Annotated in this window: 11 protein-coding genes; 2 read left to right on the top strand and 9 right to left on the bottom strand. The window is 40.5% G+C overall.

Going from position 1 to position 23860, the window contains the following annotated elements; translation table 11 throughout:
* Positions 1 to 31 precede the first annotated feature (31 nt).
* Complete coding sequence (locus tag IQ31_RS08395) at positions 32 to 1099, bottom strand: S41 family peptidase (RefSeq protein WP_115049804.1); 1068 nt, start codon at positions 1097 to 1099, stop codon at positions 32 to 34.
* Positions 1100 to 1435: 336 nt separating this feature from the next.
* Between IQ31_RS08395 and IQ31_RS08390 the strand changes: the two genes are divergently transcribed.
* Positions 1436 to 3823, top strand: a complete 2388-nt coding sequence (locus tag IQ31_RS08390) for an ABC transporter permease (RefSeq protein WP_088160525.1) — start codon at positions 1436 to 1438, stop codon at positions 3821 to 3823.
* Positions 3824 to 3861: 38 nt separating this feature from the next.
* Here IQ31_RS08390 and IQ31_RS08385 read toward each other — a convergent pair whose 3' ends face one another.
* From IQ31_RS08385 to IQ31_RS08370, 4 genes are all read right to left on the bottom strand, one after another.
* Complete coding sequence (locus tag IQ31_RS08385) at positions 3862 to 4677, bottom strand: hypothetical protein (protein WP_088160524.1); 816 nt, start codon at positions 4675 to 4677, stop codon at positions 3862 to 3864.
* Between the two features lie 93 nt (positions 4678 to 4770).
* Entirely contained in the window at positions 4771 to 6093 is a 1323-nt protein-coding gene (locus IQ31_RS08380) for a BNR repeat-containing protein (RefSeq protein WP_088160523.1), read from the bottom strand.
* A 69-nt stretch (positions 6094 to 6162) separates the two neighbouring features.
* On the bottom strand, positions 6163 to 7404 hold the full coding sequence (locus IQ31_RS08375) for a DUF2264 domain-containing protein (protein WP_088160522.1): 1242 nt from the start codon (positions 7402 to 7404) through the stop codon (positions 6163 to 6165).
* Positions 7405 to 7417: 13 nt separating this feature from the next.
* Positions 7418 to 8533, bottom strand: a complete 1116-nt coding sequence (locus IQ31_RS08370) for a glycoside hydrolase family 88/105 protein (RefSeq protein ID WP_075991417.1) — start codon at positions 8531 to 8533, stop codon at positions 7418 to 7420.
* A 323-nt stretch (positions 8534 to 8856) separates the two neighbouring features.
* Here IQ31_RS08370 and IQ31_RS08365 point away from each other — a divergent pair, with 323 nt between their 5' ends.
* Positions 8857 to 12918: a hybrid sensor histidine kinase/response regulator transcription factor gene (locus IQ31_RS08365; RefSeq protein ID WP_145327732.1), complete on the top strand. Its 4062-nt coding sequence runs from the start codon at positions 8857 to 8859 to the stop codon at positions 12916 to 12918.
* A gap of 73 nt (positions 12919 to 12991) precedes the next feature.
* On the opposite strand, the gene lacZ is transcribed toward IQ31_RS08365, so the two are convergent.
* From lacZ to IQ31_RS08345, 4 genes are all read right to left on the bottom strand, one after another.
* Positions 12992 to 16174 carry a beta-galactosidase, LacZ type gene (lacZ, locus tag IQ31_RS08360; RefSeq protein WP_244294426.1) on the bottom strand — a complete coding sequence of 1061 codons (3183 nt, stop codon included), beginning with the start codon at positions 16172 to 16174 and terminating at the stop codon, positions 12992 to 12994.
* Between the two features lie 87 nt (positions 16175 to 16261).
* Positions 16262 to 18016, bottom strand: coding sequence for a family 43 glycosylhydrolase (locus IQ31_RS08355; RefSeq protein WP_145327731.1), 1755 nt, complete (start codon positions 18014 to 18016; stop codon positions 16262 to 16264).
* Positions 18017 to 18173: 157 nt separating this feature from the next.
* Complete coding sequence (locus IQ31_RS08350; protein WP_145327730.1) at positions 18174 to 20171, bottom strand: RagB/SusD family nutrient uptake outer membrane protein; 1998 nt, start codon at positions 20169 to 20171, stop codon at positions 18174 to 18176.
* A gap of 11 nt (positions 20172 to 20182) precedes the next feature.
* Entirely contained in the window at positions 20183 to 23383 is a 3201-nt protein-coding gene (locus IQ31_RS08345) for a SusC/RagA family TonB-linked outer membrane protein (RefSeq protein ID WP_145327729.1), read from the bottom strand.
* Between the last annotated feature and the right edge of the window lie 477 nt (positions 23384 to 23860).

The raw sequence follows: 23860 nt of genomic DNA, 5'->3' as shown, positions 1-23860 counted from the left end.
AGCTGATAGCGAAAAAATGTTCTAATAGAAGTTAAATACCTCCAGAGGTTAAAAACTCAAGTGCCCTATTGATAAATATTGATTTATTTTCTAATATATATTGATGTTGTTCTTTACGGCTTTGAATATTCTCCGGATACGTAATCGTTATATCTGGATTTATTCGTTCTCCAACATCATAAGATTTTCCTTTTCTATTGTGCAACAACGCAGTCATTAAATTAATGGAATATCCTTTATCTACATAATAAAGTTCATTACCTGATGTTAAACCAGCTGACTTTGTTCCGATGACGGTCACATTCTTTTGTCCTAAAAAATGACATGCAGCAATCTCTCCTGAGCTTCCCGTTATTCCCGAAATCAAAATAATTACTGGTATCTTATTATTTACAAGCGGTAAGACTTGAACAGTATCAAATTTAAAATACTTTGCTTCCACATCATTGTCTATATATAAACCATTTTGGGGAATCTGAAATTTATCTACCAAAACCTCCTTTCCGTCTTTGTCCAATGTTCCATCAAAATAACAAAAGGTTTGTGTGGTATCTATGAGAGCATGAAAGGGAATGATCATCGGAGCACAACTACCACCTTCATTCTCCGTTAAATCAATAATCCAAGCCTTAGGTTGTTTTCCATCTAGTTCAAGCAACTGCTTTTGTAAAGTGTCAATATACATGCGATGTTCCAGATCAACACCAGGAACGTTAATGTATGCATATTTATCTTCGATCAATCGATGCTGAAAATTTGGCCCAGGCATCCCTAGTTGTGCGTAGGTTGTGGAAGCATACTTTTTAATTAACGCCAATTCATCTGTGGTACCTTTAACTCTATGTACACTCGAATGATGATCATTTAAACCTGCAACTATCTTTTTAAAAGTTGGCATTAATGAATCAGTCGAATTAATATTCCTGACGTTCAACTTTGTTTCTTGACGCATTTTATCGAAATCGACTCTACTACGCATAAAAGAATGAGCCTCTAGTGTATCGATGAATTGATCGACTAATTTGGTTACTTCCTTGTTTTGGGCACGACAGATATTGAATACAGAAAAACATACAATAAAAAAGATAATTTTACACATAAACTAACGATTAATAATTTATCAAAACTAAAAAAAACTGTAAAAACATTTGGTCAATTGTAGAAATTATTTCGTTATTTTCTTGACCTATAATATGTATTTCAGCGTATCTTCTAGAAGTAATCCAATTTTCCATTCTCCGTTCGCAAGCGAACAGTATTGTTCACAATCGAACAATTTAATACGGTTAAAAAAACAAACAAAACACTGAATATCAAAAACTTAAAGTTTAGGCAAAACTATTGATGCGTTTAAAACCAATTGATCTCAAGCATGTTGTATGAGATAAAAATGACATGAAATGCAATGAATTTTTAAGATTAAAATTAGGAAATCATGTATAATTACTTAAAAGTCGGTTGGCGGAAATTGTTCAGAAACAAAATCTTCTCCTTAATCAATATACTAGGATTATCGTTGGGCCTAGCCGCATGTTGGATTATCCTCTTATTTGTGAATGATGAATTGAGTTATGATCGTTATTTTACGCAGGCAGACCGTATATATCGCGTTGTTTCTCACGGAAAATGGGATGGCGGTTCCTTTGATATAACAGGAACTGCAGGTCCCCTTGCAAATGTTATTAAAGATGAATTTCCCGGCGTAAAAGAAGCCACCCGATTCGATATCGAGGGCGGAGGCATAATTACCATTGATAATCAACAAACAAAAGTCAACGAAATCTTCCTCGCAGACAAGAATTTCTTCAATCTATTTGACTATAATTTTCTTGCTGGCAATCCTGCAAGGGCATTGGCTAATCCCCAATCTATTGTACTGACAGAAGACTTAGCCGTACAATTGTTTGGATCCGTAGAAACAGCAGTCAATAAAACGCTTTATTTCAATAAATCTGAACCCAGCCTTGTCACGGCTGTTATACAAAATGTACCTCAAAATACACATTTCAGCTTCAGAGCTATCCGTTCCTTTTCAAAAGACTTTAATCCTGATTGGAATCGACTTTACCTTTATACTTACGTACTATTAAAAGATCAGTCATACTTGCCCCAACTTCAAAAAAAACTTCCTTACATCGTAAAAAAATATATTCATGGACGGAATCTCGATTTTGATTATAAAATCGAATTACAACCAATTACGGATATCCATCTGCATTCTAATCTAAGTTATGAGCTCGGCAATAATAGCAATATCAAATATGTTTACATCTTTTCCATTGTCGGTGCATTAGTACTCTTAATTGCGATCGTAAATTATATTAATATCACGACGGCGCAGGCTTCAATAAGGATGAGAGAAATTGCCGTCCGGAAAGTAATCGGATCCAGCACTTTAAATCTAACCAAGCAGTTTCTTGTTGAAACGTCTTTAATCATCTTTTGTGCAGCATTGTTAAGCATATTGCTGGCCTCAACTTTTCTTCCATGGCTAAACCAAATGATCGGTAAGCAATTGGATTTATGGCATTTTGGAATAGGGAAAACCTTACTGTTTGTACTTCCATTTATCGTATTTTTAGTATTCACTACCGGTATTTATCCAGCTTTAATACTTGCAGGACTAAAGACTATTCCTTCGCTAAAAAATCAGATCGGAACACATGGCTTCCAACATCTACTGAGAAAATCACTTGTGGTTTTTCAATTTGTAATCGCAGTATTGCTTATTGTATCCACCATGGTGATTTTTCTACAATTGAATTTTATGACTACAAAAAACCTGGGTTTCGACAAAAATCAGGTCATGGTTTTCCATCTGGACAATGAATCCACTCGCAATAAAGGCGACGAGTTCAGAAATAGCTTACTTGAAGATAGCCATATCACAGAAGTAGCGTTCGCCAGCAATCCAATTGGGAAAAACGACATTGGCGTGGGAACTTTCAATGTTGAAAATAATGGAAAAATTGATCCCAACTTTACACTCGCCAATACCTTAAAAATTGACCCTAATTTTATCCCAGCAATGCATATTCAACTGGTTAAGGGAAGAAATTTCGACAGTACCATGCCAACAGATAGCGCCTCTGTCATTATAAACGCAGCATTTGCAAAAAAACAAGGCTGGACAAACGCGATAGGCAAAAGGATCGAATTTGGAAGAGACACAACTGGAAAATCTATCCTGAAATCTGTTATCGGGGTCGTCAGCGACTTTCATATTTATTCGCTTCAGCACAAAATAGAGCCTCTTATCCTAGAACTTCCAGCTAATAAAATGGAAATGGATAATATTTATATTCGCATGAAATCGACAAATGTAGACCATACAATTTCGCATATAAACAAAGTTTACAGTAAATATGTCCCCGATTATCCTTTAGAATACACATTTTTAGATAAAACCTTTGAACAGCAATACAATTCGGAAATAAAACAGGGTCAAATTCTCTTAATTTTTGCCTTATTGTCTATCGTTATTGCCTGTTTAGGGCTATTTGGTGTAATCACATTCGCTATCCAATTGCGAATAAAAGAAATCGGTATACGCAAAACATTAGGTGCAACACTCAGCAACCTGGTTTATCTACTGTGCTCTGATATGGTTAAACTGGTCGGTATAGCCCTGTTAATTGCACTGCCGATCGGATGGTTATTGATGAATCAGTGGCTGCAAGAGTTCGCTTATCGCATTTCGGTCAGCTGGTGGATACTTGTAGGTGCCGGGATCATCGCACTGGTAATTGCCATTCTAACCCTATGTACCAGAGCAATAGCCGCTGCAAAAGCTAATCCGGTCGACAGTTTAAAAGTGGAGTAAGAATTTGTATCCACTATACTTTCGCGTAATTATGATTGTTATTGATAAAATTCCTTGCGTACAAATTCGTTTTTATTGAGCTTATTTAGCGCTCTTATCAAATAATAGCGGTGTAGAAAACCTGTTAAGACGACAATCTTTTTACCTGGATATATTCGAGCTATCTCATAGATGTTGGATGCCATTGTTTGATTTCTTAAATCCCAGAAGTCTGACATTAATCTGAATCCATCTTTATAACTGATCTTGTCTCCATCGGGTTTTGTGACAAACCTTTCTGAAAACTCAGACCTTGCATCTGTAATTTTCAGTAATTCTTGATATTGATAATATTGTCTTTTTTCAGCAATGCTATCCGTAGTATGATTATTGAAATTTTCGGGAGATAACGTGGCAATTTTTATTAAATCTCCCGTGATACGTTGAAATTCTTGGTAAATATTGGCTTGCCCGCCGGTCAATTTTTGAGCACGGTACAAACTGTCGATCAATTTAACGGTTAAGTTATCAGTAGGTACCATGCCTTTTTCTTTACGGTATTTGTTTCTTCCTTCAAAATCAAATGGAAATCTCAGGGTTTGTGGATTCTTCATCAAATAAAGATTGCTTGCTTTTATTTCATTTCCCTCGGGGCTATACTGAGCAGTTTCATATTCCTTCATCCCTTCACGGTCTACTTCATGAAGAATAATATCAGGCTTAATATGGTTAAGAATTCCAACCAAAATTTGAGCATTATAATTTGGAACACTATCGTGAATATTTCCGATTACATATAGGACTGTTTTACTTTTTTGTCCAAACACATGTGTAAAGATTAGAAATAACAAGACAAATACGGTTGAATGTTTCATAACGTACGGTTTACTTTTTATGATTTTTTAATATTTTAGCGCTAGGGTATTAATAGTATTCTCTAATATAAAAAAAACACAGCAATCTCTTTCTCAATCACGCCATTCTACTACCCGTATTGCTGTCGCGGGAGCATCAGCGAGTCCCTCAGCATCCTTTTGCACTGTAGACTGCAAAAATAAAGCAACTTTACGTTTCTTTTGCCACAACTGGGTATCATATGTAGGTTCCCAAGCCCCTACCGACTGCTCACAAAGATCAACAATGTCATTTGCCTCTTGATGCATGCCATTCAACCTCAGTATCGAAGGTCGGTAACCGCGCTCTTGATCCCGAAAGACCAGCGTCAACATTATTTTATTATCTTTTCCGCGAACCAACACCTGGGGCCTGGCGATTGGAATATCCTTTGTTCCACCACCACTCAAACTAAAAGGTGTTTTTCTAAAATCAAAAGACCGGATCTTCCATTCCCCCTCTTGTAAATAGATTACCTTATATTGCGGGATCTGTGTTCCTGCATCACGCCAGTAACTAGCGATAAAAGGATTCCCTTTTTCATCCGCAGCGATAGAGGTTTGATTAATCAATTCGTGCTGCTGGGGTATATGGGCCGCATACTCGACCGTAGATTCTCTCATGGGCAAATCGTACCGCATTCCATTACTCTTTTGCCAGGTTAATCCGCCATCTTTTGAACATGCATAAGCCATATCATGATTGCTTTCCACGTTGGGACTCTCCCGCCAGACCCAAGAAAGATGTATCGTCCCCCGACGATCCACATAACTTTGCCAATAGGCATTTCTCTGTTCCTCGCCATCAATCAGATTGCTATGCATCCGCTCCCATTTTTGCTGCTTACTATCGTACTTATTGACCACAAGATTACCGTGGCCGGATCCGCCGTCACGATATAAAAACAATAACTCGCCACTGGGTAACTTTAAGAATTCGGGGTAGGTTACCTTTGATTCATTTTTTCCTAGCATGGCTTGCTCATAACCCAGCACAAGACTATTGGGGTGAAGGGTACGTGCGTATCTCAACTTGCTGTCATGCTGATCCCAACAAACGTGGAGATATCCAGCCTTATCCACCATAATACTAATCACATTATGAGCATCCTTCACATGCCCGGTATAGCCGGTACGTCGCAACTTCCATACCTTGCCAGAAAGTAATCGCTGGCCTAAAACTACATATCCAGCTTCATCATAATAAGCGATATATTGGTATTTACCATTGCTGGTTAATGAATTTTTACGAAATACGGTTGTGTTGACTGTGTTCTTTGCCCAGCCATTTCCGACAAGCGTATTCTTAATTTTCTGCCCTTGTGCATTGTAAATAAACAAGAGACACGCGCAAGTGAGCATCCCCACTCTTACTAGTTGATTTAGATATTGTTTCATTGAATTTTTTATACACTTGTTGAGCCCACCAGATCCTTTTGAAAGGAGACTTATTCCCGGAATTTGGGGTTATTGAATGGCTTTACCCTGATCTTTATGCCAGTCCTGTCCTGACCAGATACGCCGTGCACTCCAGTCGCTCGCTTCACTTGTCCAAAAAGAATCTCTGTCGGGTAATCCCAAAGGCAAAAAAATTACTGAACATAAATAGGGGCTCCCCTGATTATTGTATGGATCACCCAAGCCCGGCTGATTACCATACATACCCAGCGTCAACCAGCCATTTTCATACGTATTTGGGTTTTCGGTCGATTTTTTCAATACCGCAGACAGGGCAGCCTTCACCTGTCCTTCGCTAAGTTCCCCAGGGAGTCGTCTCTTGAACGCCATATCTGCAAGATGATGGAAAGCTGCCGCGCGATAGATTACGGACCTTCCTGTCGGAGGAAAACTACCGTCGGCATTGATCAACCGCTCCTGAATAATGGCATAGCGCTCATTTCGGAGCTTGATTTTTGCAAACATCCCATCATAGTTTTTAGTTTTCAACTGTATGAAATCCATAATTCCGGCCAAGAAGGGATGGATAACATAACTATTATAGTAATCAAACGCATAATGCGGACCATCCATATACATTCCATCTCCAACATACCACTGTTCCAATTGCTGCAGCGCATAATCAACGCGCATCACATCCCAATCATCCGAATATTTCGCTAAAAAAACTTCATTCATTGCTGAAAAGAGTAACCAATTTGAATAAGCCGGCCGAAATTGGCGCGTAATTTTTATAGATGCTACCAAATTCTTTTTTGTCTGATTGTCGATATGATCCCACAACCAAGGACTACGCATAAATCCCAAAGCGATAAACGAGGCATCAACAAGCTGTTGGCCACCGAGATCAAAACGCATAAAATCACGCGCATTGCTGTCCAAAGCATTTTTAAGTGCTTGAACAGTCCATGCTCTATATTGATCGCGTAACTTTATCTCTTCAGCCGAACCGCCATCCAAGGAAAGCCAGGGTGCTATGCCTGACAATACCCTTCCCAAGACTTCAACATATTGTACTTTGATGCGCTGTTCCTTATTATCCACGTGTATAGAAGTCATTTGTGGCATAGTTAACCGCAGGCTATCATGGGCCAGACTGCGGAGAACGGGACGCAGCATATGATCCATTTCTTTAAGCCAAAAAGCTCTATCCGTCTCTTTTGTTGATGCAGGTTTCTTCTTCACGCCCTGTCCAAAGACAGTATGGCCTATCAGAAGAATAACAAAGAACAATAAAATCTTATTTTTCATTTTCAAATCCAATCTATTTTTGAGCTAAATAACGATACATTTCCGAGCCGGCTAATAAAAACGCACCTACACCAAAAGGAGCTGTAGAGTTGGTATCCACCACCTGTCCGGGGATAGCTTTTTCACCAATAGGTTGTACATACCCAATTCTGCCATCGGGTTGTAAAGCGATCTCACTAAGATATTTCCAGCCTTTAACCGCAGCATCTTTAAATTTAAAATCGCTTAGCAAGCCATTATTTATTCCCCAGAGCAACCCATAAGTAAAAAAAGCCGTTCCGCTTGTTTCCCTGCCGGGAGCATGCTCGGGATCTAACATGCTTCGAGTCCAGAATCCCTCCTGCTGTTGGCAATTAATGATAGCGGCCGCCATATCCTTAAAGCGCTCCTGATAGTAGGTATAATGTTTATCCTCCTGAGGTAGATCTTGAAGAACCTTTGCAAATGCAGCGAACACCCAGCCATCGCCACGAGCCCAAAAATCCTTTTTGCCATGTAAACTCTGGTGTTTGGGGAAGACATATTTTGCATCGCGGTAATACAATTTCTCTTCCCGATCAAACATGATACTATCGGCATATTGTAAATAAGCATACATCTTATCCAGATAAAGTGAATTGCCTGTCAATTTGTACATTTTAGCCATCACGGGCATCACCATATACAAACCATCGGCCCACCACCAATAGTCCTGTTTATTGGAGTGGATCTGATATTCCATCACTTCCTGAGCACGTGCAATCTTTTCAGGGCTTGGCGATAAATGATAGAGATCGATATAGGTTTGAAAACAAATTTGCCAGTCACCAAAAAGAACGTGTTCGTCTGTTTCCCCATAGTTGTATTTCCAAAGTTGCGTATTGGTAGACTTGGCACCTTTCCAATCATTGTATCTGGCCCAATCCTCAGCATATTTTAAGTCGCCCGCTGATTTTGAAATCTTATAGAATTCCATATTTCCGGTATGATAAGCTGCCTGATCCCAAAAAGCCCAAACCTCGGGCTTATGATGAGACTGCCAGTATTGATTTGCCTTACTTAGCTGAGCAAGTACGGTTTCTTTGTTCAGTTGCTGTCCAAATGAAAAATGTCCTACAAACAATAGACATAAGATTAAATTGATCCGCATATATTTAGATGTATAGTATTTTTTGATAAACGAGCACAAAAGCTACTTTAAATTGGTTTGTACACTATTTAATGGATACACTCATTACTTTCTTCTCGATTTTTTTTGCTTTATAAAGCAACAATGTTAGCTGTAATACAGGCCCTTTTATATAAACGTACAATATACACTTATTTTAAAAAACAATCGTATCTTTAGCCATACAATCTTCAATTTGACTGTTTTCAATTGCAAATAGTCGTTTTCAAGATAATAACCTATGATAAGGATAAATCGATAATTTTACCTGATATCGGAAATACCATACGAACAAAACTGCTAACATGCCTAGTTTCAACAGACTCCCATATTCTCGTCAGGCCTTAATCCTGGTATTCGTTCTCATCCTTGTTCACTCAAGTATGCTGAGCCTAGCACAATTTCCCAAGGAGATGAATAGAGGTTTATCCAATAGTTCGGTGAAATCCATATTTCAGGATAGTCAGGGCTTTATGTGGTTCGGTACCTTCGACGGGCTTAACAGATTCGACGGTTACGATATAAAAACCTATAGAAACCAGCTAAATAACGAAAATAGCATTCCGCATAATTATATCTATTGTATAGCAGAAGACCACAATAAAAAATTGTGGATAGGAACCGGTCAAGGGATTGGAACCTACGACCGAAATTTTGATACCTTCTCCCGTTTAAATTATAGAGACCAAAAATCGAAACGGTTATATCATCTCAACGCTGACACAAAATCCATTCAAATCGATAGTGACAATAATATTTATATAGGCACAAACGGCTGGGGGCTATTTTACAAAAGTCATAAAGAAGCATATGCCATGCAAATCGCTTTTAAAGATTATAAATCGAACCTATCCAGCTTATACTACCATGTATCCGCCACACATATTGATGCGGCAGGCGGGGTATGGGTTTTTATAGAGGGAAGCGGATTATATGCTTTCGATAAAAAAACACAGCAGTTGCATCTTGTATCAAAGGTTATTACCAGTGCAACCTCTATGGTTAGTACAAACAGCGGTGAACTCTTTATTGGTAATTACGAAGGATTATTTGTTTGGAAAATCAAAGACGGCATGCTTTCGACATTGTATCCGCAGGAGCTTAAATCGAGTCAGATCAATATGCTGACGTTGGAAGGACAAAACAAACTTTGGATAGCCACCCAAAACAATGGCATTTTTATACTTAACCTATCTCATGGAAATGCAGAAAACAAAAGTAATCTACAGCCTGTTCAATTTTCACTGAATAGCAAGACCATTTATACGGTTTACATAGACTCCCAGCGTAAAATATGGATCGGCACCGGAAAGGGCGGCATTGAGACGATTGATAACAATGGCTATAAATTTAATTATTTACAGCAGAAACATTATGCGGGATTTAACTTGGCGCACAAATTTGTCCGTTCTTTTGTTGAATATGATAACAAGATCTGGATTGGTACCGAAGGCAATGGTCTTTATGCATGGGATAACAAGACCAATCAGGTTCAGTCATTTCAAAAAGGGCCACAGCAATTGCCAGACAATACGGTAAACCATCTTTTGACTGGAACTAATGGAGAATTGTGGATCGCAACCGAAATGGGCATTGCGCGTTACATAAAGGGCTCGGGTTTTAAATATTATGTTTGTAGAACGCCAACTGGGGTTCTAAATAACAGTATACAGTTACTTTTTAAGGATCAGGATGAAAAGATCTGGGCAGCGACATTTTCCGAGGGAAGAGTATATACATATAATCCAACAAGCGACCAATTTGAAGTATTCAGCGAAGACATCTATGATATCAATTGTATGACTGATGATCAGAAAGGTAATATCTGGATGGGGAATTACAATGAGATTATACAGCTAAACAAGCAGACGAAAAAAATCTCCAGATATTTAATCGGAAAACCTGTTCGTGCCATTCAGCTCGGAAAAAATAACAGACTTTGGCTGGGAACAGAAGGAAAGGGGCTCTTGGCATTTGATATCAGTTTAAAAAAGATTGTCGAAAATTATTCCACAAATGAAGGATTGAGCAACAATGCCGTACTTAATATTTTGGAAGATAAAACTGGAAAATTGTGGTTAAGCACCTTTAATGGGCTTTCGAAGTTCGATCCTTCCACTAAAAAATTTGTACGGTACGAGGAAACTGACGGACTTCAAAGCAACGAATTTTCCTATGGGGCAGCTCTTAAGCTCAAAGACGGCCATCTTCTTTTCGGAGGGAACAACGGTTTTAACATCTTTGACGCCGATAGCATTAAACTGAAAATTTATGAACCTGCCTTAGCTATCACAAGCCTTAAAATTAACAATAAAAAGATTGCCGACCTGAGCGACCGGGTCGATATTGGAAAAGATCATAGCATTCATAAATTGACGCTCCCCTACAATCAATTCACTTTTTCGCTGGAGTTTGCAGCCCTGGAGTTTGATTCCCCACAAAAGATAAAATACAGGTATCTATTGGAAGGATTGGACAAAGGATGGAACGATGCAGGGTCTACCCGATCAATAAATTACAACGGTCTGCATGAAGGCACTTATATCCTTCATATTCAATCGACCGACTCGGAAGGCAACTGGACGAATAAACAGATTAAACTCGAGATTCAAATTCTTCCGCCTTGGTATAGAAGCTGGTGGGCCTACCTGCTTTACACGCTGGCTATTGCCTATATAGGACTATGGTATCTGCGCTATCGGAAAAGGCAAATCGCTTTAAATTACGAGATACAGCTTTCAAAATTTACCATTCAGAAAGAAAGAGAGCTCAATGAGAAGAGGCATGCATTTTTCACAAATATATCGCATGAATTTAGAACACCACTGACCTTAATTATTAATCCGATTAAAGATCTGCTAAAGACCAAAAACGAGTCCAAGGACAGCGCTTCCCTTCAGATTGTGCATAGAAATGCCAAAAGACTGTTGAGCTTGGTGGATCAGCTGCTTGTATTTAGAAAAACAGAGGACGGTGCCGAACAGCTCAAAATCAGTATTTTTGACTGCCAAAGCTTTATGAAAGAAATATTTCTATATTTCGCTGCTCAGGCAAAATTGCAAAATATAGATTACCAGTTTCTGGAAAATTCCGATCCGATTTATGTCAATGCTGACAAAGAAAAAATTGAGATCATCTTATGCAATCTCATATCAAATGCCTTTAAATTTACGCCTTCCAATGGTGCTATCCATATTGCCTTATCGCAACAAAGTCGGGAATTAAGCATTCAGATCAAAGATTCGGGAAAAGGTATCCCCGAACATCTTGGCGATAGGATATTTGACAAATATTTTTCGGATCCACTCAATGGTCCCAAAAAACAAACAGGATTCGGGATTGGGATGTACCTTGTCAAAACTTTTGTTGAAATGCACGCCGGAACAATAAGTTACACGAGTTCAGCAACAGCGGGAACAACATTCGACCTCGTTTTGCCTATCTTAGCAAAACAAACCCCAGCCGAAGAACCTTTGGCAGATGTAGCGCTTTACAACGAGTCGGGAATTCAAATGCTATACGATTCGCAAGTGGCGACGGAAACCGTTCCCTTATTCCCGACAGCGATATCAAGCAAAAAATTCAGTGTCTTATTGGTCGACGACGACGATGCTATCCGCAGCTACCTTACCGACATTTTTAAGGTAGAATACTCGGTCTATAATGCCCATAATGGTGTTCAGGCACTCGATATGATCAAGCAAAAACAACCTGATCTGGTAATAAGTGATATTATCATGGAAGGGATGGATGGATTGTCACTTTGCAAAGCCGTAAAATCTAATGCTGCACTCAACCATATTCAAATCATCCTACTTACCTCAAGTACCTCTGACAGCACTAAATTGGCCGGAATTCAATATGGTGCCGATGATTATATCCATAAGCCATTTGATTCGGAAATATTGTTGCTCCGGGTCAAAACATTACTACAGAACAAGAAGAACCTTCAGGACTTTTTCTTTAAAGCGATTACGCTACAGTCCAATGAGCTAAAGATACCGATCACAGACAAGCTATTGATAGAACGGTGCATTGAGATTATTGAAGAGAACCTGTTGGAAGAACTGACTGTAATAAGTCTTGCCGAAAAAACAGGCATGAGTCATTCTTCACTCTATAAAAAAATTAAAACTATTTCAGGCAAATCGATCAATGAATTTATCAGGTCGGTACGACTAAAAAAAGCAGCCGAAATGCTCATATTGACGGATTCAAAAATTAATGAAGTAGCTAACTTAACAGGTTTCTACGACCAACGCTACTTTAGACAGCAGTTCAGCAAATTGTTTGGACATACACCTTCCGACTATGTCAAAAAGTATCGAAAAGCGTTTCAGAATGAATTCCATGTCGATCGGCCTTAGTCTGAATTGCCGAAAAATAAAATAAGCCCTGTACAACAATTACGAACAGCTGTTGCTGTACAGGGCGTTATATTTATTCGACTGGTTTTATGATAAAGGAGAATGTATAATTTTTATAAGGCAATGTATATTCATTCAGCGGCCATGCTCCCCAACTATTGATTCCACCCACACCCATTTGTCTGAGGTCAATATTAAGCTGCGTTTGCTTTCTTTTAACAAGGTCAGCTGCATGACGTTGTTGTCGCTTGAGACCATCGTCCAAATCTTTGTCAAAGTAATGCAAAGCGCTCATACTAAATGTAGAATCAGACGTAAAGAACAATCCCCGACCTTGTTTATTTTTTATTTCCATCCATCTGATATCGGTCTTATTGCCGGTCTCCTGTGGCATTACATAGGGGAAATACTGTTGATCAACGGTCTGTTTATAAATTCCGACATGTGATGCAAAATTACGATCGATGTAGTTCTCCTCTGGTCCCCTACCGTAGTAATTAATCGCCTCAAAGCCAGATGGCATAATCCATTGCATACCGAAACGTGGCAGAACTGCAACCTTTTTTGTGGTGTCGGCAAGGAATGACTGAGAAACACGCATTTCACCTAATTGATTAATGCAGTATTTCATTTCTAGTTGCCCATATACCTGAGGCATCTGGTAGGTCGCATATACATAGGCCAGGCTATCGATTAATTCGGATCTAATTTCAAGCAGTTCAATCGAATCCGCAACCAGTTTCCAAGGTTTCAGTTTTTCCGGCGTATTGGCACCGAAATCGTTATCATTCGGCGCACGCCAGAAATTAGTCTTAAATAGCGCATGTTCATCCAAAAAATCCTGTCCTTTATAATGATATTTCGCCAACCATCCTGATTTAAGGTCAAACTCCATCAGTAGCTGTTTTGCCGTGACAATCAGATTTCCATCTTTTCGCGCTGTCTTGATTTTGCCCTGTGCCAAAATAGCTGTTTTAGGCTGAAAAGAGCCCCCCAGAGGTAACTGTTCAGTTGCAATAAGATGCCCCATAGGAAGTAAAGCCTCGGCTTTTTTCAATCGATAAGTCAGATTCAGAAATTTTTCCCCCGGAATATCTGCTTTATAAGGAATCGATAGTACAGCAGATTGTTGAGGCAACACATTCAAATGCTTGATTAAACCAGATTGCGTTTTTTTTCCGTCAACAATAAGCTCCCATTGAAGTTCAACATTTTCAAGTCCAGTAAAAAAACGTTCATTGTAAACCTGTATCTTTTTCTCGTTCAATAGGCTACTATGGATATCTTGATATACTTTTTTCATTTCCCAAGCATGTGGATAGGGTGTTCTATTGGCATAAAAAATTCCTTTGGAAGCATAATTCCAGTCCGTTATGGCTTCTTTAGGTTCATAATCTCCGCCATAGGTATATACCGTATCGCCTTTAGCATTGGTTTTAACAAAACATTGGTCCACAAAATCCCAGATATATCCGCCTTGAAATATTCCTTTGTTTGCCCGAATGATGTCCCAATAATCCTTAAAGTTTCCCAATGAATTCCCCATGGCATGTGCATACTCACATTGAATAAAGGGTCTTTGAGGCTTTGGGTTACGCGCTGCATAATTTTTCATTGCGGATGGACTTGCATACATAGGTACAATCAGATCCGTATTCCAGTCAAATCTTAATTCCCCATAATTATTCACTGCCCTTTCGTATTGTACAGGGCGACTTTTATCGAGCTCTTTCATCCGGAGGTAGGCCCGATAGAAATTGTAGCCATTTCCGGCTTCGTTGCCCATACTCCAAATAATTACGCTAGGATGATTCCGATCGCGCTGAATAAGGCGTTCAACACGAGCAACATGTGCTTTCTCCCAGGTCGGCCTATTGGCCATCGTATAGGACAGGTCATAACCCATGCCATGTGATTCGATATTAGCCTCATCAATTACATACAATCCATATTGGTCACAGAGCTGCAACCAATATTCGGCATTGGGATAGTGGCTGGTACGAACAGCATTGATATTAAATTTTTTCATGAGCTGTATATCGCGCAACATACTTTCTTTCGAGATCACATGACCAGTAACGGGATCTGTTTCGTGCCTGTTTATTCCCTTGACAAGTATAGGCTGTCCATTAACGAGCAACAGACCTTCTTTGATCTCAACCCTACGGAAGCCCACTTGCTGGGGAACGATCTCGCTGAGTTTGCCCTTAGGGTCTGTAAGTTTAACAGTCACCTGGTATAAATTTGGCATTTCGGCCGACCATAGTTCAGGATGGTCTATGGTCTGTTCAATATCCACTTCCTGTCCGTCGACTTTAACAGTTGCAATTGACACAAGCCGACCGTTTCTATGAAGTGTAACCTCTGCCATTAGATCCCCATGACTGGCCTGGTTAAAGATCAGCTTAGTATTTAACTGTCCTTTATCAAAGGCATCATTGAGGGTCGGCGACAATTGAATATCACGTAGATGCACTGGTTGCCGAACCAGCAGATAACAATCTCGCGTAATTCCACTAAGGCGCCACATATCCTGATCCTCCAAATAATTTGCGACTCCCCATCGCATGACACGCATTGTAATTAGATTTTTTCCTTTTCTCAAATATGCTGTTATGTCAAACTCGGATGGTAATTTGCTATCCTCCCCATACCCGACATATTGGCCGTTTACCCAAACAGATAGATTCGATTTGGCTGCCCCAATATGGAGAATTACGGGCTTTCCCTGCCAATCCTCGGGAATAACTACCTCACGGCGATACACAGCCGTAGGGTTGAAATCCATCGGCACAATTGGTGGATTTGGTTTCCCGATTAAATAGGTAAATTCAAAACCGGAGGTAGTATACATCGGGAAACCGTATCCATTGAGTTCCCAGTTTGCAGGCACCTGAAAATTATCCCAATGACGATCGTCATAAGTTAATGATTCAAAGTTAGCAGGTAGTTTTGAAGGGCTATTTACCCATTTAAATTTCCAAGAACCATTCAAACTTAAATACGCAGAGGATTCACGCCAATCGCTGTTGATGATCTGAGACGTATGCGGAAAGGTCACAAAATCTGTATGCATGGGCAGCCGATTTTCTTCGGTAATCGTTTCATCTAACCAAGGGATCCCTTTTCGGACAACAGTATCTTGCTGTTGCATTTTATTCCGCTCATAAGTCAAGGTAACACTGGATTGCGCATACCCCAAAGTGAAGACACAGCTATAGAGTAGAATAAGCACTAATTTATTCAGAGATTGCATTTTTTATTATTTATCGATTAATAAATCATTTCAAAAAAGATTGATTTGTTTAACTGAATCTAGGTTAAATACAGCTATATGATCGAACTAATGAAATACACTTAAATCCCACTGATCCTTCCAATTTATCTGTACTTTTTCATTCTGGAGATCAACCGGTAGCCAGATATATCTGCTATCCATAAGATCTTTGGGATTCCAGCGGTCGGCCATAAAGATAAAGGAATCCTTTTTTCCTGCGACAGGAAGGATAAATGTCGATTGGCCACCATAAGTCAAAGCCGAATTCGGTCCTTGCATTGGATCACCAAGGGATTTCCAAGGGCCAAAAAGATTTGTAGCAACATGGAGTTCTGCACGATTTGGATCCCAGCCAGTACATCCACTGGTGATCAGATAATACTTATCTTTGTACTTGAATAAAGCCGGGGCTTCCCTATGATTCCGGAAGAGTAAGGAATCTTTCGCTGTCACATGCAGGTAATCATCGGTTAATTGAACCAGGCGTAAGGCATAGTTTTCGTCCGATGAATAGATTTGGTAAGCCTTACCATCAGTGTCTACAAATAAACCCATATCGCGTGACATATTGTTATTTGGCCGGAAGCTATGGACAAACTGAAACGGCCCAAGCGGAGAGTCACTGGTAGCAACGGCGGCCCTGGCTGCTGCATAGCCTTGCCCTTTCAACTCAAGATGGAACCACATCACATATTTCTTCAGCTGTTCTTGATAGATAACCTTTGGCCGCTCCATAATACAGCCCCAAGCAATATCGCTTGTAGAATCTGTGCTAGGTGTGAGAGCCAATCCTTCAAACTTCCAGTTATACAAATCATTGGATGAGTACACATTGACTCCCTGGGACGTAGTTCCGCCACGTTTCTCACCATACCAATAATATTTCCCATTTTGATGAAGTACGCCACCGCCATGCGCATTGATCACATGACCGGATTGGTCTTTCCATATTTCCCCTGGCGTAAAACTATGCATCTCAGCATGTTCCTTTTTTTGATAAACCCGGACATAATCAATTTCATATTTTGCAGGAAGTAATTTATCAGCTATCGCGCCGCCATTTATTCCGCCGAGGGCCAAATTTAACAGGAGATAATGCGGTTGGGTAAATGGATTGAATCCGGTACCATCCCGATTGACCAATTGATCCATAGGAACGTGAAGCATTTCTATATCGTCCACATAAAGCGTAATAGCGTCTTCATTCCAAATCATTCGCCAAATATGGAACTGATCTGCCCACGCCTTTCCGCCAAGATCTTTGACGGCTTTCGTCTTACCAAACCAATGTGCTTTCCAGCGTTGGTCAGTACCGGTTGCGATATTAGCCAATATATTGCCACGGTAATATTCCATGATATCTATTTCACCATTGGATGGCCATTCTTTGGTGGTGCCTAATGTCCAGAATGCAGGCCAAAGGCCCTCACCAACTGGGATACGCGCCCGGATTTCAAAAATCCCGTATTTCCAGCTCTGCTTGCCCAAAGTATTTATCGAAGCCGAAGTATAGGTTATCTTTTTACGGCCGGCAATCCAATCATGACTGCCCTGAATAAAACCCGGATGATTACGTTGTTCTTTTTTTGCTTCAATAACCAACAGGCCATTACGACAAGAAGCGTTTTCCTTTTGATACCACTGCTCTTCCCGGTTACGTTTGAAACCTTCTTCGTAACTCCATTTAGCCGTGTCGGGTGCACCATTATAATCAAACTCATCCGACCATACCAATTTATACTGTGGTGGGATGGGCTCTTGACTATATGCGGCAAAACAACTTGACAGCAAACTAAGACAGACAGATAAAAGTTTTTTCATGATATAGTTTAAGTTTCTTCGAGCTAATAGCTCTTGATGATCAATAAACAAAAATATCCCCCTTTTTCTGCGTGATCAAGGGGGATATTGAGTCAAAAAGAGGGATATATTCGTATTTGTGTAATAATGAGATGACACATATCCATTTTCATATTTTCTACAGTCCGGTTGGGGCAGTTCCACTGATAAGTGACCATCCTGGATTTTGATAAATAACAGAGTTTTCTGCTGTTCCATCATCCGAAGCCAACTGGAAATGCTCTATGGCAATGGGTGCGAGGTAATGTGCCATGGCAAATTTTACACCGGTATAAGACAGGGCATTGCTTCTGATCTCCAATGGTCTGAGGTATTCACTCCGTGCGGGATCCGAAACGACAGATTTATCATTGGTAGCACCATAAATCAGCTGTTCGGGTTTATACCAATCTTTCATCGGTCCCCAAAGTTTAAAACCTTCAAAATGGTCTGCTGTTGTAATCAGCTGATCCATTGCCCGCCAACGTTTGAGATCCATCCAACGCAGACCTTCCGCCATAAGTTCGCTTCTGCGTTCGCGACGTATATTGTACAAGGTTGGTGATATAAACTGTCCTGCAGAATACGCGCCCCAGTCTTTCTTTTCTTTATCTATTTGCGTTGCCGCAATGGTCGCATTGAAATCAGGATCGACCTTTGCCCGCGTACGCAGTGCGCGCCAATAGGCTTGTGCCTTTGTATCTAAATTTTGATTCTTTTCAAAACAGGCCTCCATATAATTGAGGTAGGCCTCGGTGGCTCGGAAGGTAATGCTACCCGTAAATCCCTGTCCATTGTTAGCCTGAAGACCATCGTATGAAATGCCTTTACGAATTGTATAACCTGTTGTGTAACGACGTCCCCAATCGGTATCATATACCGTCGGTATGGGTTCAGTTTGCGTAGCGTGAGATCCTTGCCCAATATTGACTAATACATTTTTTTGACCAGGTTCTTTTAAAAACAATTGTAAACGACCATCGCGATTCTTCCGAACGTCTGTAATATAATCATCACCAGCGTAACCGCTGCCCGCGGCGTAAATAGGCAGTCCATTGGACATCAGAAAGCTTTCGACAAGGCCGCGTGTCAATCCAACTGCATAATTTCCAGCTTGAGCATACACAGGCACATTATGCGTCACCAGGCTTTGATTATATTGACGCCACAGCAGGACTTCACCATAACCCGACATATCTACTGCGCCAAACATGCTGAAGTACGGATTCTCGTTGTTGGCAGATTCTATAATTCCGGTATTATTTTCCAGTTGAATATTGTCAGCAACAGCAGAAGCCGATTCCATGGCCTGCGTTAAAAAGTAGTCGATCTCTCCGGTAATACTTCCAGTCGGGAATGCATAATTGCTATTGTATGATTTTGCAGCACCCGGCCAGTTTGGTCCTTTAGGGACGAATGCGGTTCCGCTGAAGTATTTGAGCCATGTACCCTCATACAAAGCCACTCGGGATTTGAACAGTTGTGCGACATTTTTTGAGATCCGCTGTTTCTTGCCGTCAGGCGAACTTTGGTTCAGCAAGGTAATAGCCGAATCTAAGTCAGAAAGAATAAAACGAGCGACTTCATTTCTTGGCGAACGCTTACTTGCTTCTACCAAAATATTCTTGTCCTTATCTGACATCACATTGCGAATAATAGGAAAATCACCCAAGGCCTGCAATTTCCCAAAGTAAACGTAGGCCCGTAAAAAATAGGCTTCTCCGATATAATGTGCTATGTTACTTGAATTTCCGAGAATACGATTTTCTTTCCATTTGGGAACCACCGTATTTATAAAATAATTCATCTGATAAATACTTGAAAAATCCCAGTCACCGTCTTCTGATGGGACACGCCATTGTCCTGGAATAAACTTGTTATCGAGTGTTGGAGTGGCCATATTGTCTGTGTTTCCGTCTATGCCGAAAGTGCCAAAAGACCAGTTGCTATGCGAAGGCAACAATCCTGCGTATTGATTTACGGTATAAGCAGCAAGTTGTGACTCCTCATCCAGATAAGCTTCAGGTATAATGGACGAAGGGGGTGCAATATCCAAATATTTATTGCAGGAAGCTAGACCTACCAAAGCGACAAGGCCTAATTGCATCAATCTAAAAATAGTATTATTGAATTTCATAATGAATCGACTTAAAATGTAACACTTAAACCTGCAGACCAGACTTTAGTCAATGGGTAAACGGTTCCGTTGCTTCCACCATCAATAGTTTCGGGATCAAACATTCCCGCTACACTTGAGCCGGTCCAGATATTTTCTCCGGAAACGTATACACGCAAACGCTCCACACCGAAACGTTTTGTTGTTTCTTTCGGCAAGGTATAGCCCAGCTGAATATTTTTTATGCGGATATAGGCTGCGTTCTGCAAAAAGCGCGTCTGCGTCTGCTGATTTTTGGCAGTCCCAAAAACAGGACGTGCGTAATATGCTTCAAGATTTTCACCCAGGGGATTATCTGCAGTACGGAAATAATCCAGATGATCGACCAAGCCCGTTGACCACCATTTTGAAGTTGCGCCCCAAAAATAGTAGCCCCCTTGCCAATAATCGCGTTTCATGACACCTTGCATGAAAATGCTAAAGTCAAAATTTTTGTAGTCTGCATTCAGATTCAATCCAAAGGAGTAACGCGGTGTGCTGTTTCCAATCACACGACGATCACCTGGATCGGTCTCCGTATTGCTTCCTCCATCAATTTTTCCGTCGCCATTAAGATCAGCATACATGATATCTCCTGCCCCCCATTGTGAACCTAACGCATTTTGCCCACCATTGGGCAAGCTCGCCAGATGCTGGCTCATTTGCTCTTCTGTCTTGGCAATACCAAGGGTTTGATACCCCCATATTTCACCCAGCTTTTGACCTTCACGATAGTTTGATAATGACCCTATTGCGTTAGGATAACGTGTTACTGTTGTGGTATAATCAGACAAGAGGAACTTTGCTCCATATGCAAAACCACTGGCAGTACGGTCATTCCAGCCCAGGGTAGCTTCAAATCCCCTTGTTTTTAAGTCGGTGTTATTTGTTTGAGGAACTTGGGTTCCTAATGTATTAGGCAACTGCGGAGCTGGGCCGACCATATCAAATGTTTTCCGTTCGAAGACCTCAAAAGACCCAGAAAGGCGGCTATTTAAAAAGGCGAAATCGACGCCTAAGTTCTTCGTATTGATAGATTCCCAGGTCAATAAAGCACTTACGAGGCCTGGAGCCGATGCAGAATTTGGTCGCGCATTATTGATCAGCCAAGCACCATTGGCTGTCCCCGTTGGTTGCGTAACATAAGTCGGATACCAGACATCGGTATTTTGATTGCCTAGCTCTCCGTAGGAAGCTCTTAATTTCAGCATATTAATAAATGGTGCCGACTCTACAAGGAAGTTTTCTTTGGCGATGTTCCATCCCGCAGAAACTGAAGGAAACCAGCCCCAGCGGCTATCGCTACGGAAACGTGATGAACCGTCATAGCGCAGATTAGCTTCCAATAGATATTTTTCGGCATAATTGTAATTCAATCGGCCGAAGAAACCCGCTGTTGCCCATTTTTGATATTCGCCAGATACGGAAGGCACTACTGCTTTTCCATTGATATCTGTGCCGGAAGTCAGATTTAATACCGGTTGATCCGGGATAATGATTCCGTCACGTTGCACACCGAGATTGCGATAGGCCGTATGTTCAATCTGACCACCGACCATAACTTTAAAATGATGGTCGCCCCAGCTTTTATCGTAATCAGAAAAGATATTGATGTTATAATAGTTTTCCTTTAAACCAAATTCGTAGACGTTTGAAGAGTTTTTATACAAATAAGGATCACCATTCACGTCATGATTGTAAAGACGCTGCGAATCCCAGTGACGAAATTGAGTTGTGGTCCTATAGTTAAAATTACCGGTTGTACGCCATCCTTTAATTGGTTCAAGGATCAGCTGTAACTGTTGATAAATGTAATCCTTACTGGATTTATCCTGTCCGCCTTCTTTCATGGCAAGTGCAGGTGAAGGAGAACTGAACAAGTATCCATTCGGATCATAAAGTGGCAGCGTTGGCCAGCCCTGTCTTCCTAAATCATCGTAAAAACTATTGGTCAATGCTGCAGGACGGTCATAGTCTTCACGTACCAACCTAGCGTTGTAATTTACCTGAAAGATGTCAGATACTTTAGAATTGATTTTAGCCGCAACAGAGTAACGGTCGTAATGGTCTGTATTGAAGGCCATCAATCCTTGTTGCTTCATGAAATTGCCAGAAAGGTAATAGGTTGTTTTTTCGGTTCCGCCATTGAGACTTAGGTTGTGCTCCTGGGCAAAAGCCTGATCCCGGTACATGACGTCGAACCAATCGTTATTATCGTTACCATAGGCATATCCTTCAGCCCAATACAACTTATTATTCGGATCGACAATGGTCGAATTTTTCAGGCTTCCGTTTTGATAATCCAAGATGCGCTGTAGATGCTCCGCGGAGAAATGCGGTGAACCGCCTGCGTTGACTTCGGCCTGATTGAAATATTGAGCAAAAGTGTAAGAGTCCATCATCTTAGGCATCAATGTCGGTGCGTTCATACGAAAGCTATTATTATAATTTACCGAAGTACGTCCAGCCTTTCCAGATTTTGTGGTGACCAAAATAACCCCAAAAGCGGCTCTAGAACCATAAATTGAAGCTGCACCAGCATCTTTCAAGACAGAAACGCTTTCGATATCTTGTGGATTTAATGCCGCCAAAGATCCTTCAGAGCCATCAATTAGGACCAATGGTGCCGAAGAAGATGTGCCGATTGTACCTGTACCCCGGATATTAATAGATGGATTGGTTTCCATCGTTCCCGAGTTTTGGGAAATATTTAGGCCGGGGGCCAGTCCTTGCAGTGCCTGGATAGCATTTCTTACAGGTCTATTTTCCAGCTGCTTGGCATCTACCACCGCAACAGAACCGGTCAGGTTTGTTTTTTTCTGCGAGCCAAAACCAACGACCACCACTTCATCCAAAACATCTCCTTCGGAAGCATCAAGCTGCACGTTAAGCTCGTAGTTCCCTTGGCTGACCTGTTTTAGCTGACTGAATTCAAAGCGCTGTTTCGCATAGCCTAGAAAGGTAAATTCTAATGCCGTGACTGTTGCAGCACTGAGTGTATATTTCCCCTGTGTATCTGTTTGCGCCTGCATTGTGGAACCGATATTTTTAACGGTCACTCCAGCAAGTGGCCTGTTATTTTCGGTAACCTGGCCCCGTACAGTTATTGACTGTGCATAAGCCTGCTGTAAGCTTAAAAGTAAAAAGCAGATAGAACAAAGCCAGCGCTGCGTTAATACTATTTTCCTTTTCATAAGTAAAACTGTTTAGTGATTAAATAATATTTTGATGAAGAGTAACATGGCAATACGAGGTAGCAATATTGCGTTTCGTTAAGAATTCAAGGATCAAACAATCCACTTTTGATTGGTAAATTCATCATAATTAAACTTGGTTATTTAGCTGTTTTTGAGCTTTAGCCAACTTACTTTCCCCACACCTATTTTTTATATAATTTGGAGAGGGTATTCATCTAGTTAGGCAAACACTCTTGGTTATTTAACATCGTCAATACAATAAAATGTCGTATTGACACTTGCAATATTATCAAAAACGTTACAGAGGAAGGGGGGTATAATCTTCTTATTTTAAGGGGTAAATTCGTCAAATTAGGCTTTTTGACCTCATTAAAGGATATTCTGGTTTAGGCAGACAAAAAAAGCCACATCTCCGGATGTGGCTTCTGAACTAAATTTATAAACATGTTATTCACTAGGGATCAGCTTTTGGTA

Origin of the sequence: Sphingobacterium siyangense (assembly GCF_007830445.1) — a bacterium.
Taxonomy (GTDB): domain Bacteria; phylum Bacteroidota; class Bacteroidia; order Sphingobacteriales; family Sphingobacteriaceae; genus Sphingobacterium; species Sphingobacterium siyangense.
The sequence above is the reverse complement of the archived record's forward strand: the minus strand, read 5'-3'. Positions and strand labels throughout refer to the sequence as shown.